This is a genomic window from Mycolicibacterium boenickei (assembly GCF_010731295.1).
GTDB classification, from domain to species: Bacteria; Actinomycetota; Actinomycetes; order Mycobacteriales; family Mycobacteriaceae; genus Mycobacterium; species Mycobacterium boenickei.
Map to the genome: position 1 here is coordinate 468,996 of NZ_AP022579.1, position 20,420 is coordinate 489,415.

Below are 20,420 nucleotides of genomic sequence, written 5' to 3' on the forward strand. Positions count from 1 at the left end.
CTGTTAGCCCCCCGGCCCTTCAGCTGTCAGACCCCTGGCTCTGCGCCAACCTGTCGCGCAGGCTCTTCGGCCGGATATCCGGCCAGTTCTGTTCGATGTAGTCGAGACACGCCGCTCGGTCAGCTTCGCCGTACGCCACCTTCCAGCCGGCCGGAACATCGGCGAAGGTCGGCCACAGGCTGTGTTGCTCCTCATCGTTGATAAGGACAAGAAAACGACCGTTGTCGTCGTCAAACGGATTGATGCTCACCCTGGTCCTCCCCATCGTCGAGTGGGCCAGTAAAAAACGCTGGAGAAACCGACACCGGGCGTCCAGCCCCGCACCTTGTTCTCACCATGTCTGTTTCTTTGGCCCACTCCAGCTATGACGTGTCTAGTTGCAGAGCGCCAGCATATCCACATCTTCTTGACGGGGGTGCAGAAATTAGCGATCCGGGAATTTCCAGTTGCTACGCCGAGCGTATTCACCTTCTTCATCAACCCGCCGGCCAGTGGTGAGCAAATAGTTCTCAACATTCACCGCCACACCCCGGGAACCCGCCCGGCCCGGGACCTTCACGAGCCACCGGAGACGGAAACGTCATCCTCGACTCAAATGGCTTCCGCAACCCCTGGCGCAAAACGCCTTCACTCCGGATGACGGCCTCGATCCGTGGCCGAATTCCTCCCAGGCGTCGCAGTCGGCAGCGCCTGCCGAGGCGCGCCCACCTGATGGCCTTGGCGGCCTCTCGGACGCAATAACCAGGCGATTCCCAGCGGCAATACACCAAGGACGCAGTATTCGGGAACCGTCCGTCCGGCTGTTCCACGGAGGGCTGCGCGGCAGCTCGGTCATTCCGGAACAGACCCGGGCGTACGTGCGGAACGCCCGATGGGCCAGCGCCACACACGGCATTGGCGGCGCCTCTGCGATCGCCACCGATTCAATAACACATGTGTAGTTCTATCCAGCGAAGTGGAGCGCAAAAGAACGAAGGCACGGACTGCGCCCAACTACCGGTTATGGCTAGTTCGGCACTCATCGTGAGGCTTCAGCAAAATCTGCGCGAGACAACCATAGATCGCTACTCACCGGGAATCACGATCGGAACGCGTGAGCGACAGTTAGCCACGCAATCCATAGCCCCTTTATCAAGATCAGGGTTTTCAGAGTTTTCGATTGCAAACACCAGCGAACAATTGCCACGGAATCGACGGCACCTGAGCGTCACCGAGTTGATCTACATCGCCGCATCTTGGACGCCACCCATCAGCGTCGAACCGAGGGCCGTTCGCGCAATAAGTGCGCCGAGTTGCAGAACCAGTAAACATTATTAGTTGACTAGTGAAATAAAACTAACATTTAATTGCTGGCAGCGTCATTTTTCATCGGCCGTCCGGCACTCGGGGCGAACCTTGAGAAGTTCGCTCGGCGCGGACCACGATCCGACTTCGCCGGGATCCTCAGCTGACGGATGCCAGCACCAACGGCAGGACTTCTGGGACTCCGGCCTCACGCAGCTGCCGGGTCGCCATCGTCAGCGTCCATCCCGTGTCCGTCATGTCGTCGACCAACAGCACCGGACCGTCGATATCGAGCTGCGGCCGGCCCCAGGCACGGTCCAACGCCGCCACTCGATAGGCCGAATTCGCGGCCGTGACGGGCCGGTGCTGCGGCGCGTAGGCGAGGGTGCCCAGGTTCGTCAGGCGCCCGATCTGAGCCAACCGCTGCACGGTCGATGAGATCAGCGTCGGATGTGTCTGGGAGTCCAGACCCATCACCGCCACGGGCCGCCTATCCCAATCCCATGCCTTGAGCACCTCGACCGCCGCGGTCACGACGTCGTCGGGCACTTCGCCATCGGGCTCGGCCAGCAGGCGCCGTAACCGGGCTCCCCAGCCGAGATCGGTCAATCTGCCGATCGCCCGGCCGGGCGCCGCGCCCTCGGATATCCGACCCGACAGCGGCACCCCCAGGGCGGCCAGTCCCGACGGCCACTGCTTGCGTGGGGCCACCAGGACTCCGGGCCTGGACAACCGCTGTGCGGTGTCGGTGACGATGTCCTGCGCCACGGCGGCCTCGTAACGCCGGCCGGTGCAGTTGTCACACCGCCCGCACTGCGCCCCCGCAACCAGGTCGGGGTCGTCGAGCTGACCCCGCAGGAACACCATGCGGCAGCCGGCCGTGGCCTGATAGTCGAGCATCGCCTGCTGCTCCCGGCGCCGCGCCTCGTCCAGTGCCCGGTAGCGGGCCTCGTCGTAGCTCCAGGGCACACCGGTGCCGATCCAGCCGCCCTTCACCCGGCGGACCGCGCCGTCCACGTCGAGCACCTTGAGCACCATCTCGAGCCGCGACCGGTTGAGATCCACCAGCGGCTCCAGCGCCTGTGTGGACTGCGCCCGGTCGGTTTCCAGCGCACCGATGACGTTGCGCACCATTGATTCCGACGGGAACGCCACCGACGCGAAGTACCGCCAGACGTCCTGATCCTCGGTGCCGGGCAGCAGGATCACCTCGGCACTATCGGTCGCACGCCCAGCACGCCCGACCTGCTGGTAATAGGCGATCGGGGACGACGGCGCGCCCAGATGCACGACGAATCCCAGGTCGGGTTTGTCGAAGCCCATTCCCAGCGCGGAGGTCGCCACCAGCGCCTTGACCCGGTTGTCGAGCAGATCGGCTTCCAGTTGTTCGCGTTCGCCTGCGTCGGTGGACCCGGTGTAGGCGGCGACCTTGTGCCCCTGCTCGGCCAGTAATGCCGCCACGTCGTGCGCCTGGGCCACCGTGAGCGTGTAGATGATGCCGGAGCCGGGCAGAGACTCCAGGTGCGCCGCGATCCAGGCGGCACGTTGCGCGGGGGTGCCCACCTGCACGACCGAAAGTCGCAGCGACTCGCGGTCGAGTCCGCCACGCAGCACCAGAGTGTCCGAACCGCCGACGCCCAGCTGGGCCGCGACGTCACCGACCACGCGGTCGTTCGCCGTCGCGGTGGTGGCGAGAACGGGTACCTGCGAACCCAATTCGCCGATCAAGGTGCGAATGCGGCGGTAGTCGGGCCGGAAGTCGTGGCCCCAGTCCGAAACGCAGTGCGCCTCGTCGACCACCACCAGACCGGCATCGGCGGCCAGCGCCGGTAGGACGTTGTCGCGGAAGTCGGGGTTGTTGAGCCGCTCGGGGCTGACGAGCAGCACGTCGAGTTGTCCGTCCGCCACCTGCTGGTGGATGGCGTCCCACTCGGTGACGTTGCCCGAGTTGATCGTGGCGGCCCGAACGCCGGCCCGTTCGGCAGCGGCCACCTGGTTGCGCATCAGCGCCAGCAGTGGGGAGACGATGACCGTGGGCCCACGGCCTGCAACACGCAGCAGCTTGGCCGCGATGAAGTAGACCGCGGATTTGCCCCACCCGGTGCGTTGCACCACCAGCGCGCGGCGGCGCTGGACCACGAGGGCCTCGATGGCCGCCCACTGGTCGTCGCGCAGTACCGCGGCGGGCCCGGCCAGTTGTTCGAGGATCGCCTGGGCCTGCTCACGGGTTGCCATGACTCCATACTGCCCCGCCACTCCGACACGCCCGCCGCCTGGATCGGATCAGCCGCCGACAGGTGTGTAATGCGCTGCGTCGGTGGTGAATTCAGGCTTTCCGTAGGTCACGAGACGACGCTTGACGAGCCGCACGAGGTACCGATCGACGAATCGTCGCAATACCGGCATGCGGGCGGCCCGGCTCACGGCGACGAAGCGACCCATCACGAACGGTGCCGTGACGGCGATGCGCACGACATCCGCCGGACCGAACGAGACTCCCATCCCCTCGGCGGCGGAGCGATTTCCATTGCAGAAGGCGCGGATGAACGATGCCTTGCTGTAGCTCTTCTCCACCGCGTCGGCCATCCGCTCGAACCAGGTGTCCCGCGGCCGTAGGTAGGCGTCCATCGTGGCGCGAACGAGTGCGCCACACGTGGCATCGTCGAAGTCTGCGCGCAGCAGCGCCGCACGCGCGTGCATGACGTCGATGATGCCGCCGGGATCGGCGGGGAGGAGCTCCTCTGGCAGGCCGAGCAGAAAGCACCGGTAACGAGCGAATTCGACGACCGCACGCTCACTTTCGGTGAACTCAGTACGCCCCTCGCGACGCTCTCGCAGCGACAGAAGGTACTGGCCGATCAGCCCGGCCGGCATCTGGTCGACCTGGGGCACCGGCATCCCGTAGGTCTCGACGTCCCACTTGCCGGAGCGCGTGAGGGCGTTGTAGCGGACCATCGAGTGCATCAGGCGCACCATCGCAGCAGCGTGGAATCCTGGACCGAACCGGTCGAGCGCACCGGGCAGGGTGGTAACCGCAAAGAAGCTGGCCGTCTCGTTGACCCGCCTGGCTGCGCGACGCCCCGACAGCGCTCCGGTAAGCGCCATCGGAAGCGCCGCGTAGGTGTTGGTGAAGGTCGCCACGAACGCCCCGCGGGTGACGAACGGTGCCACGAGGGCCGCGGGCAGGCGGGCCTGCCGGGCTCCGTCGCGCACCAGATCCGGGTCGATCCAATCAGGTGTGGCCTCCATGGCCGCGATGAATGTCCCTAGTTCAGGTGGCGCGTCCGGCACCGCATCGACACCCTCGCGACACGCCGTGACCAGCATGTCGATGAGGTGCGTGACGCTGTGGGTGGCGGTCAAGGCTGCATAGGGATCTGCCGCGACGTCGCCGAGCATGGTGGCCGTGCGGATCAGTTCGACGGTGCGCTCGTCGGACAGGAAAGGTTCGCGGGCGCCGACCCACTTGGGCAGTGCGGACGTCGCGTCGAGTTCCGTCGCCAGCCGGTACGGCGGCACGTCGAAATCGAAGGCACCGTAGAGGTCGGGCTGCGATTCACCCTGGCTGCGAACCCGCCGGGCGAGCTCAGGAAAGTACGTCGTCACCATCACCAGCCTTCGATAACTAACACTTTGTGAGCAATACTCACAAAGTGTTAGTTAGACTGTCAACCGTGACGACGGAGACCCGGAAGCGGCGAATGACGGCCGACGCCCGGCGTGAGCAGATTCTCGATGTCACCCATGCGATCGTCGACGCCGAAGGATTCCACGCCGCGACGCCCAGTCGTATCGCCGCCGAGGCCGGTATCAACCGGTCTCTGATCTATCAGCAGTTCGGTGATCCCGCAGGCGTGTTCGTAGCGCTGATCGACCGGGAAGCCGCGCGCGCGGGCACGCAGTTCACCGCCGCGGTCGCCGGGCTCGAAAACTCCACCGACGTCCCGCCACTCGCCCGCGCCTTCGACGGCATCCTCGCCGCCGTCGACGCCCATCCGGCCACCTGGCGACTGTTCTTGTTCCCGCCCGAGGGCGCCCCACCGGAACTGCATGCCCGGCTTACCAAAGCCCAGTCGGTGGTACGCGAATTCCTGAAGCGCGAACTGCTGCGCACGAATCCGGGACAACGCGATCCCGAGCTCACCGCCCGGGTCGCGCATGCCGCCGGCCGCGAACTACTGCAGTTGCGCCTCAGCGATCCCGAGAACGCTTCCCCGGATCGGATACGAACGTTCGTACTACAGCTCAGCTCTCGCACCGTGCACCGCCCATCGCCGAGCTGACACAGGGCGACAACTCGGCATCGTCGCCGAGGGCGGCGACGCGGCGATCAGCGTCAGGCCTTCGCCTTCTCAGCTTCCTGTTCGCGCTTGATCTCCAGCGCGATGTCGATCAACTGGTCTTCCTGACCGCCGATGAGCTTGCGCTGGCCGACGCGGAGCAGCAGCTCGTGGGCCGGCACCCCGTAGCGTTCACCCTGGCGCACCGCGTGCTTGAGGAAGCTGGAGTACACGCCCGCGTAGCCCATCACCAGCGCGTTGCGATCGAGCAGGCACTCGGCAGGCATGGCCGGGGCAACGACCTCTTCAGCGGCATCGGCGATGTCGAAGAAGTCGATGCCGGTCTTGACGCCGATCTTGTCGAACACGCCGACCAGCGCCTCGACCGGTGCGTTGCCCGCGCCCGCGCCGAACCGGCGGCAGGAGCCATCGATCTGCTTGGCGCCCGCGCGCACGGCCTCGACCGAGTTGGCCACGCCCAGACCGAGATTCTCGTGTCCGTGGAAGCCCACCTGAGCGTCGTCACCGAGTTCGGCGACCAGCGCCGAAACCCGGTCGGCGACACCTTCGAGCACCAGGGCGCCCGCGGAGTCCACGACGTAGACGCACTGGCAACCCGCGTCTGCCATGATCCGGGCCTGCTTGGCCAGCTTCTCCGGGCTGATGGTGTGGCTCATCATCAGGAACCCGACGGTCTCCAGGCCCAGCTCACGGGCGAGCCCGAAGTGCTGGATCGACACGTCGGCCTCGGTGCAGTGGGTCGCGATGCGGCAGATCGAGCCACCGTTGTTCTGGGCTTCCTTGATGTCTTCCTTGGTGCCCACACCGGGCAGCATCAGGAAGGCGATCTTGGCTTCCTTGGCCGTCTCGGCGGCCAGCTTGATCAGCTCCTGCTCGGGCGTCTTGGAGAACCCGTAGTTGAAGCTGGACCCGCCCAGGCCGTCGCCGTGGGTGACCTCGATGACGGGCACGCCGGCGGTGTCCAGGGCCGCGACGATGGCGCCGACCTCGTCCTTGGTGAACTGGTGCCGCTTGTGATGCGACCCGTCGCGCAGCGACGTGTCGGTCATGCGGACGTCCCACACGGGGTTGAAGAAAATGTCACTCATGCTTGGCCTCCTCCGGCCGGGGCGGCCAGGCGCTCCTTGGCGATTTCCTCGCCGACCTTGGTCGCCGCCGCGGTCATGATGTCCAGATTTCCAGCGTAGGGCGGCAGGTAGTCACCGGCACCCTCCACTTCCACGAACACGGTGACCAGGTGGTTTCCACCATTGACCACGGACGGTTCGTCGAACTGCGGTTCGTTGAGCAGCCGGTAGCCCGGCACGTAGGTCTGCACCTCGGCCACCACGTCCTTGATCGACTGCGTGATCGCGGCGTGGTCGGCGTCCTCGGGGATCGCGCAGAAGATCGTGTCGCGCATGATCATCGGCGGCTCGGCCGGGTTCAGGATGATGATCGCCTTGCCGTTGCGGGCCCCACCGATGTCGCGCACACCTGCGCTGGTGGTCTTGGTGAACTCGTCGATGTTGGCGCGGGTGCCCGGGCCGGCCGAGGCCGATGACACCGACGCCACGATCTCGGCGTAGGGCACGTCCACGACACGGGACACCGCGTACACCATCGGGATGGTGGCCTGGCCACCGCAGGTGACCATGTTGACGTTGGGGGCGTCGAGGTGAGCGCGCAGGTTGGCCGGCGGGATGACGCCGGGGCCGACGGCCGCGGGGGTCAGGTCGATCGCCCGGATGCCGGCCTCTTCGTAGCGCGGCGCCGCATCGCGGTGCACATAGGCGCTGGTCGCCTCGAACACCAGATCGGGCTTCTCGCTCTGAGCCAGCAGCCAGTCCACACCCTCGTGGGAGGTCTCCAGGCCGAGCTTGCGAGCCCGGGCCAGGCCTTCGGATTCCGGATCGATGCCGATCATCCAACGCGGCTCGAGCCACTCCGAACGCAGCAACTTGTACAGCAGGTCGGTGCTGATGTTGCCCGACCCGACAATGGCAACTGATGCCTTCTCAGCCATATCGGCTCCCTTATTCGAAACTCAGTCTTACTGAACCTAACCCGGCGAAGTCAGCGACGAAATCGCTGCCCGGAGGTGCATCTATCGCACGCGTGCACGAGCCCGGCAACACGATGTCACCGGCCTTCAAACGCACCCCGAAGCTCTCCACCTTGCGCGCCAACCAGGCCACCGCGGTGACCGGATTTCCCAACACCGCATCGCTGCGTCCCTCGGCCACGACCTCGCCGTGGTTGGTCAGGACCGCGTCGATGTTGCAGATATCGATGTCCTTGGGCGAGACCCGCGCCTCCCCGAGCACCCAGCCGGCGCTGCTGGCGTTGTCGGCGATGGTGTCGCACAACTTGATCTGCCAGTTGGTGATGCGGGTGTCGATCAACTCGATCGCCGGGGCGAACGCGGCCGTCGCGGCGAGCACGTCCTCCTCGGTGCACCCGGCGCCGGGCAGATCGTCGGCCAGGATGAACCCGACCTCGACCTCGACGCGGGGATACAGGAAGTTCGATGACTTCACCGGGACGTTCTCGAACACCTCCATCTCGTCGAGGAGATGGCCGTAATCCGGCTCGTCGACACCCATCATGTCCTGCATGGCCTTGCTGGACAGCCCGACCTTGTGGCCGATGATGCGCGCCCCCTCGGCGACCCGCTGCCTGATGTTGATCAGCTGGATCTCGTAGGCATCCACCACGTCGATGTCGCCATACCGATCCGTCAGCGGCGTCATCGGGACCCGGCTCCGCTCGGCCTGAGCGAGATCGGCCGCGAGCTCGTCGCGTACCTCGACACTAAGCATTTTGGTGAATTCCCCTCGCTTCTTTGACCGGCGCAGTTGTCCACAGGCCCGGCAATTCTATAACGTGTTCTACATGACTGGACAGGAGTACGACGTTGTCGTGGTCGGCAGCGGCGCTGCCGGCATGGTCGCCGCCCTCACCGCGGCCCATCAGGGCCTCTCGACAGTAGTCGTAGAGAAGGCGCCGCACTATGGAGGTTCCACTGCGCGGTCAGGTGGTGGGGTGTGGATCCCGAACAACGAGATTCTCAAGCGTGACGGGGTGAAAGACACCCCCGAGGCCGCCCGCACCTACCTGCACAAGATCATCGGTGACGTGGTGCCCGCGGAGAAGATCGACACCTACCTCGACCGCTCGCCGGAGATGTTGTCGTTCGTCCTCAAGAACTCCCCGCTGAAGCTGTGCTGGGTGCCCGGGTACTCCGACTACTACCCCGAGACCCCGGGCGGCAAGCCCACCGGTCGCTCGGTCGAGCCCAAGCCGTTCAACGCCAAGAAGCTCGGGGCTGACGAGAAGGGTCTGGAGCCGCCATACGGCAAGGTGCCGATGAACATGGTGGTCATGCAGCAGGACTACGTCCGGCTCAACCAGCTCAAGCGTCATCCCCGCGGCGTGCTGCGCAGCATCAAGGTCGGCGTCCGCTCCGTCTGGGCCAACGCCACCGGCAAGAACCTGGTCGGCATGGGCCGTGCGCTCATCGCCCCGCTGCGCATCGGTCTGCAGAAGGCAGGCGTCCCGGTCCTGCTGAACACCGCCCTGACCGATCTCTATGTCGAGGACGGTGTCGTCCGCGGCATCTACGTCCGTGACACCACCAAGGGTGAAACCGCTGAGCCGCAACTGATCCGGGCGCGCCGCGGCGTGATCCTGGGCTCCGGCGGATTCGAGCACAACGAGCAGATGCGGGTGAAGTACCAGCGCGCACCCATCACCACCGAGTGGACCGTGGGCGCGGTGGCCAACACCGGCGACGGCATCCTGGCCGCCGAAAAGCAGGGCGCTGCACTCGAATTCATGGAGGACTCGTGGTGGGGCCCGACGGTCCCGCTGACCGACTCGCCGTGGTTCGCCCTCTCCGAGCGCAACTCCCCCGGCTCGATCATCGTCAACATGGCCGGCAAGCGGTTCATGAACGAGTCGATGCCGTACGTCGAGGCCTGCCACCACATGTACGGCGGCGAGTACGGCCAGGGCGCGGGTCCCGGCGAGAACATCCCGGCCTGGCTGATCTTCGACCAGCAGTACCGCGACCGCTTCATCTTCGCGGGTCTGCAGCCCGGACAGCGCATTCCGAAGAAGTGGCTGGAATCCGGCGTCATCGTCAAGGCCGACACCCTCGAGGAACTGGCCGCCAAGACCGGCCTTCCCGCCGACGCGTTCGCCGCGACCATCGACCGGTTCAACGGCTTCGCCCGCTCCGGAGTGGACGAGGACTTCCACCGCGGCGAGAGCGCCTACGACCGCTACTACGGCGATCCGACCAACAAGCCCAACCCGAACCTCGGCGAGATCAAGCACGGCCCGTACTACGCGGCCAAGATGGTGCCGGGCGATCTGGGCACCAAGGGCGGCATCCGTACCGACGTGAAGGGCCGGGCGCTGCGGGATGACAACTCCGTGATCGAAGGCCTCTACGCCGCAGGTAACGTCAGCTCACCGGTGATGGGTCACACCTACCCCGGCCCCGGCGGCACCATTGGACCCGCCATGACGTTCGGATACCTCGCGGCGCTCGACATCGCCGGAAAGGGCTGACATGCCAATCGATCTCGACAAGGCGCTGGGCGCCGAGCTGGACCCCATCGAGTTCTCCTGGACCAGCAGCGACATCCAGCTGTACCACCTGGGCCTCGGTGCCGGCGCGGACCCGATGGACTCGCGCGAGCTGCGCTACCTCATCGACGACACCCCGCAGGTGCTGCCGACGTTCGGCAACGTGGCCGCCAGCTTCCACATGACCGAGCCGCCCAAGGTGCAGTTCCCGGGCATCGACATCGAGCTGTCCAAGGTGCTGCACGCCAGCGAGGCCGTCAGCGTGCCCGGCCCGATCCCGACCAGCGGAACCGCCAAGTCGGTGCAGCGCTTCACCGAGATCTGGGACAAGGGCAAGGCCGCCGTGATCGTCAGCGAATCCACGGTGACCGATGAATCCGGCAAGGTGCTGTGGACCACCAAACGGTCGATCTTCGCTCGCGGCGAGGGCGGGTTCGGCGGCGAGCGCGGACCCGCGACCTCAGCCGAATTGCCCGATCGCGCACCGGATATCGAGATCTCGTTGCCGACGCTGCCGCAGCAGGCGCTGCTGTACCGGCTGTGCGGTGACCGCAATCCCCTGCACTCGGACCCGGCCTTCGCCGCGGCGGCGGGATTCGAACGGCCGATCCTGCACGGGCTGTGCACCTATGGCATCGGCTGCAAGGCCATCGTCGACAACCTGCTCGACGGTGACGTCTCCCAGGTGGCTTCCTACGGCGCCCGGTTCGCCGGCGTGGTGATCCCCGGCGAGACCCTGCAGGCCAACATCTGGAAGCAAGACGGCAAGTTCATCGGTGTACTCACGGCACCGTCGCGGGACAACGCCGTGGTGCTGTCGGGCGTGGAGCTCGTCCCGGCCTAGTCACCTTCTCCACCTGCTGATCTTTCACCTGGCTCTGTCACGCTGGAGTGGCTGTCAACCCCGACTGCCACTCCAGCGTTGCATTCGGCGGCGAACACAGTTGGTAGCCATCCCCGTCGTCACGCCAGCGCCACTCCCGACGTCGATAGCCACTCGGGCGTGACAGACCGAATGCCTCGGTCGGCTGACGCTAACCGCGATAGCACAGTCCCGTCCCGCAGTCATCCGTCACGGCAGCGTGGCTGTGGACAACGAGTGTCACGCTGGCGCCTGTGGATAACCGACGTGACGGATACGGCATTGCGCTGCACACTTTCTCGCCATGGGGGATCCATTCGTCGGCAGTGAGGCCGTGTGCAATGGCGAGCTGACTAAGAGCGCCCTACGCACCAGGTACACGCGAGTGTTCCGCGACGTCTACGTAAGCCCAGGCACCGAACTCACCCCGCTCATACGAGCCAAGGCCGGCTGGTTATGGTCTCGACGCCGCGGGATCGTGGCCGGAAACTCGGCAGCAGCTGTTCACGGTGCCAAGTGGGTAGACCTCGAAGCCCCGCTGGAGATGATCCACTCCAACCGCAATCCGCTTGCGGGACTACGAGTTCGGGCTGAGGCAATTGAAGATGATGAGATTGTTTGGGTCGACGGAGTACCGATCACCTCAGTGGCACGTACTGCGCTCGACATCGGGAGTTGGTATCCGCGCGCCGACGGAGTCGCAGCGCTCGACGCACTCTCACACGCCACCGACCTCAAAGCTGCCGACGTCGAGCTGCTGGTAGCGCGATACGCCCGTCGCCGTGGCATTCAACGCGCCCGCACGGCATTGGATTTGATGGACGGTGGCGGGCAATCTCCCCGGGAAACCTGGCTCCGGTTGATACTCATCGACGGAGGGCTCCCCCGTCCGCAAACACAGATCCCGGTTTTCGACGGCTCAGACGACCCCTTCGCCTATCTCGATATGGGTTGGGAGGACATCAAAGTCGCGGCTGAGTACGACGGCGAAGAACACCGAGCCAGCAGCTGGCGATACAACTGGGATCTGCGACGGGCAGAGCGCATCCAGCGGCAGGGGTGGATCAACGTACGAGTCGCTGCCGGTGAACGCAGGGCGGACATTCTGCGCCGCGTCAATGCCGCGCGAGCCTCCCGAACATCACGCTAGCGTGGCTGTCGCGCTCGGCAGGCACTCTGGCGTGACAATGGGTGCTCGCCGGCAGCGGGGACCGCATCCCGAGCCACTCTGCCGTGACTGTGGACGACGACGGCCACGCTGGAGTGCCTACTGCGGCCTACAGCCACCCCAGCGTGACGAAGCGCGACAAACAGTCCGCGGACATCCCGCAAACGAAGAACGCCCGCCGGGATCACCGACGGACGTTCATACGCAAGACAGCTACATCCTCTTCCAGAGATCGTCCCCACCGGAATGACGCGGGGCCTCGGGTGCCACCGGAATCGGGCCGGGAGCCGGCTGGCTCGGGCTGGGCGCGGCTGCAGCAGGCGGCGCGGCCGCGGCGGGCGGAGCCGAATGCGTGACCGGAGGTGCCGAATGCGGAGCCGACGACGCAGCTCCACCGGAGCGGTCGGTCATCTGGCTCTCGCGGGCGTCGAGACCGGCTTCACGCCGGTCCTGGGCGGCATCGCGGTCGTTCTGCGCTGTCTCCCGATCGTCCTGCTGCTTGTCCCGCTCGTTGAGCTTGGCCTCGCGCTCTTCCTGCTGCTGTTGCGGGTTCGGGCCGCCGGGACCACCCGGGCCACCGGGCTGGCCGGCGCCGGGCGCACCGCCGTTCTCCGAGCCGCCGCCCTTGGCACCTTCCATGGCTTTCATCAACGGCTCCATGAGCGAGCCGAACTGACCGCCCATCTGGCCCGCCATCTGGGCCGGCGCACTGGCCATCTGGCCCATCTGCCCCAGCTGACCCATCATCTGGCCGAGCTGGCCGACACCCTGCCCACCGGCCTCGTCGGCTTTCTCGTAGGCGCCCTGAGCGTCAGAAAGCTTGGCGTTGAACATGTTCTCTTTGGCCGACAGGGCCGTCACGTTCGTGGTCAGCGACGCCGCCAGAGTCGGCACGATGCCGGCGATGGTCATGCTCATGGCGTCTTCGCCGGCCTGGATCGTCGGCATGTCCGGCAACTCGATGCCGGCGGCGCTCCAGTTGAGCGCGCCAGGCGTCTGCATCGGTGAAGTCATCGGTCCCCTCCTCGCGTCAGATCACCAATCGTCATAGTCATCATCTCCGTCGCCCAACTCGTGTTCCAACGGAGCCGGGACGGCCAGTCCGGTCGTCGTCCCGCCACCGCCACCGGCGCGCTGCCCGCCGCCCATCATGCCCATGCCACCGCCCATGCCGCCCGCCGCGTTGGCGGCCGCGACCGGCGCGACGCCGCCGACCACAGCGGCGCTGGCACCGGGGTCGACCGAGACCGGTGCGGTATTGCCGCCGACAAGTTTCGACAGCAGCGGCGTCTGCGGGCTGCCACCACCCGAGCCGCCGGGCAACCCCGCCGCCTTGACCAGACCCGCGCCACTGCTCGGCCCAGACCCGCCGGCCAGCGGATGATTCGAGAACGCCGAGAAGGGGCTGGGCCCACCGCCGGTGCCCTTACCGCCGGACCCCAGCATCTGGGTGAGCTGCTGTAGCGGCTGCGACAGCTGCTGCAGAGGCTGGGAGAGCTGCTGAGGGATCTGCCCGAGCATCTGCGGGATCTGGCCCAGCATCTGGGGGAGCTGGCTGATCATCTGCAGCATCTGTTCGCTGCCCTTTTGGGCCGCTTGCGTCGCCTGAGCCGTGGGAGGAGTGCCGACCTGCGGAAGGTTGGCGATGGTGCCCAAGCTGCTGGCCATCTCGCTGCTGGCAGCCGAAACCGTCGCGATGTTCTGGGAGAGCCCCATCTTGATCCGGCTCTCGATCAGCTCCTGCTTGTTGCTGAACGGCAACGCCTGCAGGGCCATGACCTCCTGCTGGACCTCTTCCGCGGCCGCGTTGAGTGTGGTCTTGGTCTGCACCACGGCAGCCGCCATGGTGGTCAGCGCGGTGGCGATGGCCTGCGCCTGAGCCGCATTCGCCTCGTGGCCGGCGATCATCGTGGTGGCCTCGCCCGAGGCGGCCACCGAGGCACCGCCCTGCCATTCGCCGGTCAGCTTGGAGAGCTGACTGGTCTGCTGAGGAACGACGGAGCCGCTGATCTTGGTCCCGACCTTGGTATACGACGCCGCGGCCGCGGTCAGCTGGTCCTCATCGACATTCGGCCAAGCCGGTCCCTGCAACGTCTGCGACCCGTACGGGCTGCTGTCGCGCGGCATCCCCATGCCACGGCCCCCTTCTACGCGTGATGCACATCCGGAGCAAACATTACCGTGCCGATCGAGGGTGGTGATGCACCTTTATCCGAGGATCAATCCGGAAGTCGGAACCCCGGTTCCCGCGGTGACCAGCACGTGCTCGACATTGTCGACCTGATTGACCGAGGTGCCCCGCAACTGGCGCACGCCCTCGGCAATGCCGTTCATGCCATGGATGTAGGCCTCGCCCAGCTGACCACCGTGGGTGTTGATCGGCAGCCGGCCGCCGAGCTCGATGGCGCCGCCGGCAATGAAGTCCTTGGCCTCGCCCTTACCGCAGAAGCCGAGCTCCTCGAGCTGGATCAGCGTGTACGGCGTGAAGTGGTCGTAGAGGATCGCGGTCTGGATGTCGTCCGGCGACAGTCCGCTCTGCTCCCAGAGCTGACGGCCGACCAGACCCATCTCGGGCAGGCCGAGCTCGTCGCGGTAGTACGAGTACATGGTGAACTGGTCGGTGCCCGCGCCCTGGGCCGCGGCCTCGATGATCGCCGGCCGGTGCTTGAGATCCTTGGCCCGCTCGGGCGTGGTGACGACGATGGCCACGCCGCCGTCGCTCTCCTGGCAGCAGTCCAGCAGGCGCAGCGGTTCGGCGATCCACCGCGAGTTCTGATGATCCTCGATGGTGATCGGCTTGCCGTAGAAGAACGCCTTCGGGTTGGTCGCGGCGTGCTTGCGGTCGGCCACCGAGACCGCACCGAAATCGGCACTCGTGGCGCCGTATTCGTGCATATAGCGCTGGGCGATCATCGCCACCGACGCGGCCGGGGTGCTGAGGCCGTGCGGGTAGGACCAGCTGTACTCGACACCGCGCGAATCGGCGTTGACGGTCAGGCCGGTCATCACCTGACCGAACCGGAACTCCGAGCGCTCATTGAATGCCCGGTATGCCACAACGACTTCCGCGACACCGGTGGCGACGGCGAGGGCGGCCTGCTGAACGGTCGCGGCCGCGGCGCCGCCGCCGTAGCCGATCTGGCTGAAGAACTTCAGGTCCCCGATCCCGGTGGACCGGGCCACGGCGGTCTCCAGGTTGGAGTCCATCGTGAAGGTCACCAGGCCGTCGACGTCCGAAGGCGCCAGACCCGCGTCGTCCAGCGCGTCGAGCACGGCCTCGGCGGCCAGCCTCAGCTCACTGCGACCGGAATTCTTGGAGAAGTCGGTGGCGCCGATACCGGCGATGGCAGCCTTGCCGGAGAGCATCAGTTGTCCCCCAAAGTCAGTGTGGCAGTGGCGATGACGTGATCACCGAGGCTATTGGAACCGGTCACCTTGACCGTTACGACACCGTCTTCGATCGCGGTCACCTCACCGCGGAAGGTGACGGTGTCATACGCATACCACGGCACGCCGAGACGCAGCCCGATCGAACGGATCCGCGACGACGGCCCGGCCCAGTCGGTGAGGTACCGCTGCACCAGACCGGTGTCGGTCAGGATGTTGACGAAGATGTCCTTGGACCCCTTGGCCTGCGCCTTGTCCCGGTCGTGGTGCACGTCCTGGTAATCGCGCGTCGCGATGGCCGTGGACACGATGAACGTCGGGTCACCGTAGAAGGCCAGCTCGGGCAGCTTGGTGCCGACGGTGGCGACGGGGGCGCTCACTTGGCCGGCTCCCATGCGTAGAGGGTCCACGCCGGGCTGACATCACTGTCCGGGAAGTCGATAAACGTTGCGCGCACGGGCATTCCGATCTGCACCTTGTCGGTGTCCACATTGCGCAGCTCACCGAGCATGCGCACGCCTTCTTCGAGTTCCACAAGCGCGATGACGAACGGCAGGGTACGCCCGGGCACCTTCGGTGCGTGGTGCACGACGTAGCTGAACACGGTGCCGTTGCCGGAGGCGACGACGTAATCGGCCGGGGCATCTTTGTCGGCCCACACGGCAGGCACCGGCGGGTGCTGCAGCGAACCGTCCGGACGCTTCTGGATGCGCAGCTCGTGTGCGTTCACACCGTCCCAGAAGAACTGGGTGTCCCGCGACGACGAGGGGCGCATCAACTTGTCCGGGTCGAGATCCTCGGGAACAGCCGGTTTGCTGTCCTCACGAGGCTTGAACTTCATGATGCGCCAGTTCATTTCGGCGACGGTCTCATCGTCACCGGTGGCCCAGGTGATGAGCTGGTTGATGAAGTAGCTCTCCCCCAGCGCGGTCTGCTTGGGACCCACCACGTCGGTGATCTCGGCGTGGATGGTGACCTCTTCACCCGGTTGCAGGTACCGGTGATAGGTCTGCTCGCAGTTGGTGGCGACCACACCGACAAAACCGGCATCGTCGAAGAGCTTCATCATCTTCGACAGTGGATCGTCATCCGAGCGGCCTTGCCCGAGTCCACCCATCGTCCACACCTGGATCATCGCCGGCGGCGCGACAATGCCCGGATGCCCAGCGGCCTTTGCGGCCTCGTGGTCAACGTAGATGGGGTTCTTGTCGCCGATGGCGTCGACCCAGTGGTGAATCATCGGCTGATTCACCGGATCCCGACCGGTCCGCGGCTCGCTCTTGCCCGCCGCCTTGATCTGGTCGATGCCGGCCTGCAGATCGCTCATCGGGTCACCCTCGGCACCCGCAGGCCCGACGCCGCGATCATCTCGCGCATGACCTCGTTGACGCCACCGCCGAAGGTGATCACCAGGTTGCGCTTGGTCATCTTGTCGAGCCACACCAGCAGTTCGGCTGTTTCCGGATCGGCCGGATTGCCGTAACCGCCGACGATCTCTTCGGCCAACCGGCCGACTTCCTGCAACCGTTCGGTGGAGAACACCTTGGTGGCAGCGGCGTCGGCCACGGCGATGGTCTCGCCGGAGGCCGCGACCTGCCAGTTCAGCAGCTCGTTGATCCGCCAGATCGACTTGATCTGCCCCAGAAGGCGTTTCACGGCATCAAGCTCGATCGGGGTGACACCGTCCGAACCGGGCTTCGACGCCCAGGTGTGCACCTGGTCGTAGATGCCGGCGATCCGGCCGGCCGGCCCGAGGCCGACCCGCTCGTGGTTGAGCTGGGTGGTGATGAGCTTCCAGCCGCCGTTCTCCTCACCGACGAGCATGTCGGCGGGCACCCGCACATCGTTGTAGTACGTCGCGTTGGTGTGGTGCGCCCCGTCCGACAGGATGATCGGGGTCCAGGAGTAGCCGGGATCCTTCGTGTCGACGATCAGGATCGAGATGCCCTTGTGCTTGGCCGCGGTCGGATCGGTACGGCAGGCCAGCCAGATGTAGTCGGCGTCGTGTGCACCGGTGGTCCACATCTTCTGGCCGTTGACGATGTATTCGTCGCCGTGCCGCACCGCGGTGGTCCGCAGCGACGCCAGGTCGGTGCCTGCGTCGGGCTCGGAGTAGCCGATGGCGAAATGCACTTCACCGGCTAGAATTCCGGGCAGGAACTTCTTCTTCTGTTCCTCGGTACCCAGCGCCTGCAGGGTCGGGCCGACCGTCTGCAGCGTGACCATCGGCAGCGGGATGTCGGCCCGGTTCGCCTCGTTGATGAAGATCTGCTGCTCGACCGGACCGAAGCCCAGGCCGCCGTACTCCTTGGGCCAGCCGACACCGAGCTTGCCGTCACTGCCCATGCGCTTGATCACCGCACGGTAGGCCTCGTTGTGCCGGTCGGACTCCATCGCCGCAGCCTCTTCGGGCGTGATGAGAGTCGAGAAGTATTCGCGCAGTTCGGCTTGCAGCGCGCGCTGCTCCGGGGTCAGGTCGATGAACATTACGCTCCCACCAAATCGAGGCGATGCGCTTGCCCGCCCAGCAGTCGGGTCAGATCCTTGATCGAGGAGTAGTAGCGGTCCATCGGGTAGGTGATGTCCATACCCATACCGCCGTGCAGGTGATGGCACAGCCGCATGGCCGGCGCCGCCTGAGAGGTGAGCCAGTAGCCCAGGATGTTGAGATCCTCGTCGGCGTCAAGGCCCTCGGACAGCCGCCACAGTGCCGACGTGGACACCAGCGAGATCGTCCGCGAGGCGATGTAGACCTCGGACAGCTGTGCGGCCACGGTCTGGAACGTCGACAGCGGGCGACCGAACTGCTCACGAGTGGCGACGTAGTCGGCGGTCAACCGCAGTGCCCCGGCCACCAGCCCGGCCGCGAACGCACCGGTAACGGCCAGCGCCAGCTGGTTGACCCGGTGCGCACTCGCACCGTCGAGCACGTCCGCGGCGTCGACCGCGACGTCGGCGAAGGTGACCACGTATTCGTCGGATCCGTTGGACGTCGGGGTCTTGGTGACGGTCACGCCGTCGGCCGCCGGTGAGACCACAACCACGGCGTTGTCCGCGGTGACCACCAGCCACTTCGCCGACTCGGCGTAGGGCACACCGACTTTGGTGCCGTTGAGCTTGCCGTCCGCGAAGTTCACGGCGGGCTGCTCCGGCAGCGACTGACCGGGCTCGTTGAGCGCCGCCGAGAGCACCGCGCCCGTCGCCACACCGGAGAGGTACCGGTCCTGCTGAGCATCGGAGGCCAGGTCGAGCAGCGACACCAGACCGAGGCCGACGGTGGCCAGCGCCGGGCCGGTGGTGCCGTGCCGACCGATCTCGGTCAGCGCGGTCGACAGCTCGGGCAGACCCAGTCCGTCACCGCCGAGTCGTTCCGGCACTCCCAGCGCCGCGACTCCACCGGAAACCAGTGCATCCCAGGTGTTGTCGCGTTCCAGAACAGAGGTCACCACGTCGGCGACAGCCTGCTGTTCCGGGTTCGGTGTGAAATCCACCCGAATCCTCCTTGAATCCGTCGAAGGCCTCAGTAGGTCAGTGTGCTCAGGCCTGATGCGCCGGCCCGCCGGCGACCGGGCACGCACCCGTGTAATCAACCGGCCAGTGCTTGATGCCGTTGAGCCATCCGGACTTTAGCCGCTCCGGATCGCCCACCGGCTTGAGGTCGGGCATGTGGTCGGCGACCGCGTTGAAGATCAGGTTGATCGTCAGGCGGGCCAGGTTGGCGCCGATGCAGTAGTGCGCCCCGGTGCCGCCGAAGCCGACGTGCGGGTTGGGATCGCGAAGGATGTTGAAGGTGAACGGATCCTCGAACACCGCGTCGTCGAAGTTGGCCGAACGGTAGGACATCACCACACGCTCGCCGGCCTTGATCTTGACGCCGGCGATCTCGGTGTCCTCGCTGGCGGTGCGCTGGAACGCCGAAACCGGTGTAGCCCAACGGATGATCTCATCGACCGCGGTCTTCGGGCGCTCCTTCTTGAAAAGCTCCCACTGATCGGGATTCTGCGAGAACGCGATCATGCCGTGTGTGATGGAGTTGCGGCTGGTCTCGTTGCCCGCGACGGCCAGCATGATGACGAAGAAGCCGAACTCGTCATCGCTGAGCTTCTCGCCGTCGATGTCGGCCTGGATCAGCTTGGTGACGATGTCGTCGGTCGGGTTCTTGCCCCGCTCCTCGGCCATCTTCATCGCGTAGGAGATCAGCTCGAAGGAGGACATGGCCGGGTCGACGTCGGCGTACTCGGGATCGTCGCCGGCGGTCATCTCGTTGGACCAGCGGAACAGCTTGTCGCGGTCGTCCTGCGGCACACCGAGCAGTTCGGCGATGGCCTGCAGCGGCAGCTCGCAGGACACCTGCTCGACGAAGTCGCCGGTGTTCGACGCAGCGGCGTTCTTGGCGATCTGCTGCGCGCGCGAGTTCAGCTCGTCCTCGAGCCGCGAGAGGGCACGCGGGGTGAAGCCACGGGAAATGATCTTGCGCAGGCGGGTGTGGTGCGGTGCGTCCATGTTGAGCAGGACCGCGCGCTGGAGGTCGACGGCCTCGCGGGTCATCTCCTGCGGCCAGACCGGGATGGCGCCGTTCATCGAGCTGGAGAACACGTCGCTACGCAGCGAGACGTCCTTGACGTCCTCGTGCCGGGTGACCAACCAGTAGCCCTTGTCGCCGAAACCTCCGGTGCCACCGGGGACGTCGACCCAGCGAACCGGCTCGGCCTTACGAAGCTCGGCAAGCTCTTCGACCGGCAGACCCTTGAGGTTCAGCTCGGAATCGAGGAAGTCGAAATCCTTGGGGATGTTGGGGCAGCCCATGTGTCTAACTCCTAGTGTCTGCAGCAAGCCGTGCGCG

18 protein-coding genes are annotated in these 20,420 nt (G+C 66.0%); 4 read left to right on the forward strand and 14 right to left on the reverse strand.

Translation table 11 applies throughout. From position 1 onward, the window contains the following. Positions 1-19: 19 nt before the first annotated feature. The 3 genes from G6N57_RS02040 to G6N57_RS02050 all read right to left on the reverse strand — a co-directional run bounded on the left by G6N57_RS02040 (position 20) and on the right by G6N57_RS02050 (position 4,890). On the reverse strand, positions 20-250 hold the full coding sequence (locus tag G6N57_RS02040) for an MbtH family protein (protein ID WP_077741656.1): 231 nt from the start codon (positions 248-250) through the stop codon (positions 20-22). 1,193 nt (positions 251-1,443) lie between these two features. Continuing rightward, the gene (locus tag G6N57_RS02045) at positions 1,444-3,519 is read right to left on the reverse strand and encodes a RecQ family ATP-dependent DNA helicase (RefSeq protein WP_077738835.1); all 2,076 of its coding nucleotides are present in this window, start codon (positions 3,517-3,519) and stop codon (positions 1,444-1,446) included. A gap of 48 nt (positions 3,520-3,567) precedes the next feature. Next, positions 3,568-4,890 (reverse strand): oxygenase MpaB family protein, encoded by a 1,323-nt coding sequence (locus tag G6N57_RS02050; protein ID WP_097926471.1) that lies wholly within the window; start codon positions 4,888-4,890, stop codon positions 3,568-3,570. Positions 4,891-4,985: 95 nt separating this feature from the next. Here G6N57_RS02050 and G6N57_RS02055 point away from each other — a divergent pair, with 95 nt between their 5' ends. Beyond that, on the forward strand, positions 4,986-5,567 hold the full coding sequence (locus tag G6N57_RS02055; protein ID WP_077738833.1) for a TetR/AcrR family transcriptional regulator: 582 nt from the start codon (positions 4,986-4,988) through the stop codon (positions 5,565-5,567). 53 nt (positions 5,568-5,620) lie between these two features. Here the strand turns inward: G6N57_RS02055 and dmpG are convergent, their stop codons facing one another. From dmpG to G6N57_RS02070, 3 genes are read right to left on the reverse strand one after another with little or no spacing between them, the layout of a single operon-like run. Next, positions 5,621-6,673 (reverse strand): 4-hydroxy-2-oxovalerate aldolase, encoded by a 1,053-nt coding sequence (gene dmpG / locus G6N57_RS02060; protein WP_077738832.1) that lies wholly within the window; start codon positions 6,671-6,673, stop codon positions 5,621-5,623. Then, positions 6,670-7,590, reverse strand: a complete 921-nt coding sequence (locus G6N57_RS02065) for an acetaldehyde dehydrogenase (acetylating) (RefSeq protein ID WP_077738831.1) — start codon at positions 7,588-7,590, stop codon at positions 6,670-6,672. Before G6N57_RS02065 ends, dmpG begins: the two co-directional genes overlap by 4 nt. 10 nt (positions 7,591-7,600) lie before the next feature. Continuing rightward, positions 7,601-8,386: a 2-keto-4-pentenoate hydratase gene (locus tag G6N57_RS02070; protein ID WP_077738830.1), complete on the reverse strand. Its 786-nt coding sequence runs from the start codon at positions 8,384-8,386 to the stop codon at positions 7,601-7,603. 73 nt (positions 8,387-8,459) lie between these two features. Here G6N57_RS02070 and kstD point away from each other — a divergent pair, with 73 nt between their 5' ends. From kstD to G6N57_RS02085, 3 genes are all read left to right on the forward strand, one after another. Next, a complete protein-coding gene (gene kstD / locus G6N57_RS02075; RefSeq protein ID WP_077741655.1) occupies positions 8,460-10,142 on the forward strand; it encodes a 3-oxosteroid 1-dehydrogenase in 1,683 nt (560 codons plus the stop codon). A 1-nt stretch (position 10,143) separates the two neighbouring features. After that, entirely contained in the window at positions 10,144-11,004 is an 861-nt protein-coding gene (locus tag G6N57_RS02080; protein WP_077738829.1) for an enoyl-CoA hydratase ChsH3, read from the forward strand. Positions 11,005-11,326: 322 nt separating this feature from the next. Then, positions 11,327-12,172 carry a type IV toxin-antitoxin system AbiEi family antitoxin gene (locus tag G6N57_RS02085; RefSeq protein WP_077738828.1) on the forward strand — a complete coding sequence of 282 codons (846 nt, stop codon included), beginning with the start codon at positions 11,327-11,329 and terminating at the stop codon, positions 12,170-12,172. A gap of 231 nt (positions 12,173-12,403) precedes the next feature. On the opposite strand, the gene G6N57_RS02090 is transcribed toward G6N57_RS02085, so the two are convergent. The 8 genes from G6N57_RS02090 to G6N57_RS02125 form a co-directional block, all read right to left on the reverse strand. Further along, complete coding sequence (locus G6N57_RS02090) at positions 12,404-13,204, reverse strand: hypothetical protein (protein ID WP_077738827.1); 801 nt, start codon at positions 13,202-13,204, stop codon at positions 12,404-12,406. Positions 13,205-13,225: 21 nt separating this feature from the next. Continuing rightward, positions 13,226-14,323 carry a hypothetical protein gene (locus tag G6N57_RS02095; protein WP_077738826.1) on the reverse strand — a complete coding sequence of 366 codons (1,098 nt, stop codon included), beginning with the start codon at positions 14,321-14,323 and terminating at the stop codon, positions 13,226-13,228. A gap of 75 nt (positions 14,324-14,398) precedes the next feature. Beyond that, a complete protein-coding gene (locus G6N57_RS02100) occupies positions 14,399-15,556 on the reverse strand; it encodes a 17-hydroxy-3-oxo-4-pregnene-20-carboxyl-CoA lyase (RefSeq protein ID WP_077738825.1) in 1,158 nt (385 codons plus the stop codon). Further along, a complete protein-coding gene (locus G6N57_RS02105) occupies positions 15,556-15,957 on the reverse strand; it encodes a MaoC family dehydratase (protein ID WP_077738824.1) in 402 nt (133 codons plus the stop codon). The genes G6N57_RS02100 and G6N57_RS02105 overlap by 1 nt, the downstream gene beginning before the upstream one ends. Continuing rightward, entirely contained in the window at positions 15,954-16,904 is a 951-nt protein-coding gene (locus G6N57_RS02110) for a bifunctional MaoC family dehydratase N-terminal/OB-fold nucleic acid binding domain-containing protein (RefSeq protein WP_077738823.1), read from the reverse strand. The genes G6N57_RS02105 and G6N57_RS02110 overlap by 4 nt, the downstream gene beginning before the upstream one ends. Beyond that, entirely contained in the window at positions 16,901-18,064 is a 1,164-nt protein-coding gene (fadE29, locus tag G6N57_RS02115; protein ID WP_069426128.1) for an acyl-CoA dehydrogenase FadE29, read from the reverse strand. The genes G6N57_RS02110 and fadE29 overlap by 4 nt, the downstream gene beginning before the upstream one ends. Beyond that, positions 18,064-19,068, reverse strand: a complete 1,005-nt coding sequence (locus G6N57_RS02120) for an acyl-CoA dehydrogenase family protein (protein ID WP_077738822.1) — start codon at positions 19,066-19,068, stop codon at positions 18,064-18,066. Before G6N57_RS02120 ends, fadE29 begins: the two co-directional genes overlap by 1 nt. Positions 19,069-19,114: 46 nt before the next feature. Continuing rightward, entirely contained in the window at positions 19,115-20,383 is a 1,269-nt protein-coding gene (locus G6N57_RS02125; RefSeq protein WP_077738821.1) for a cytochrome P450, read from the reverse strand. Positions 20,384-20,420: the final 37 nt, after the last annotated feature.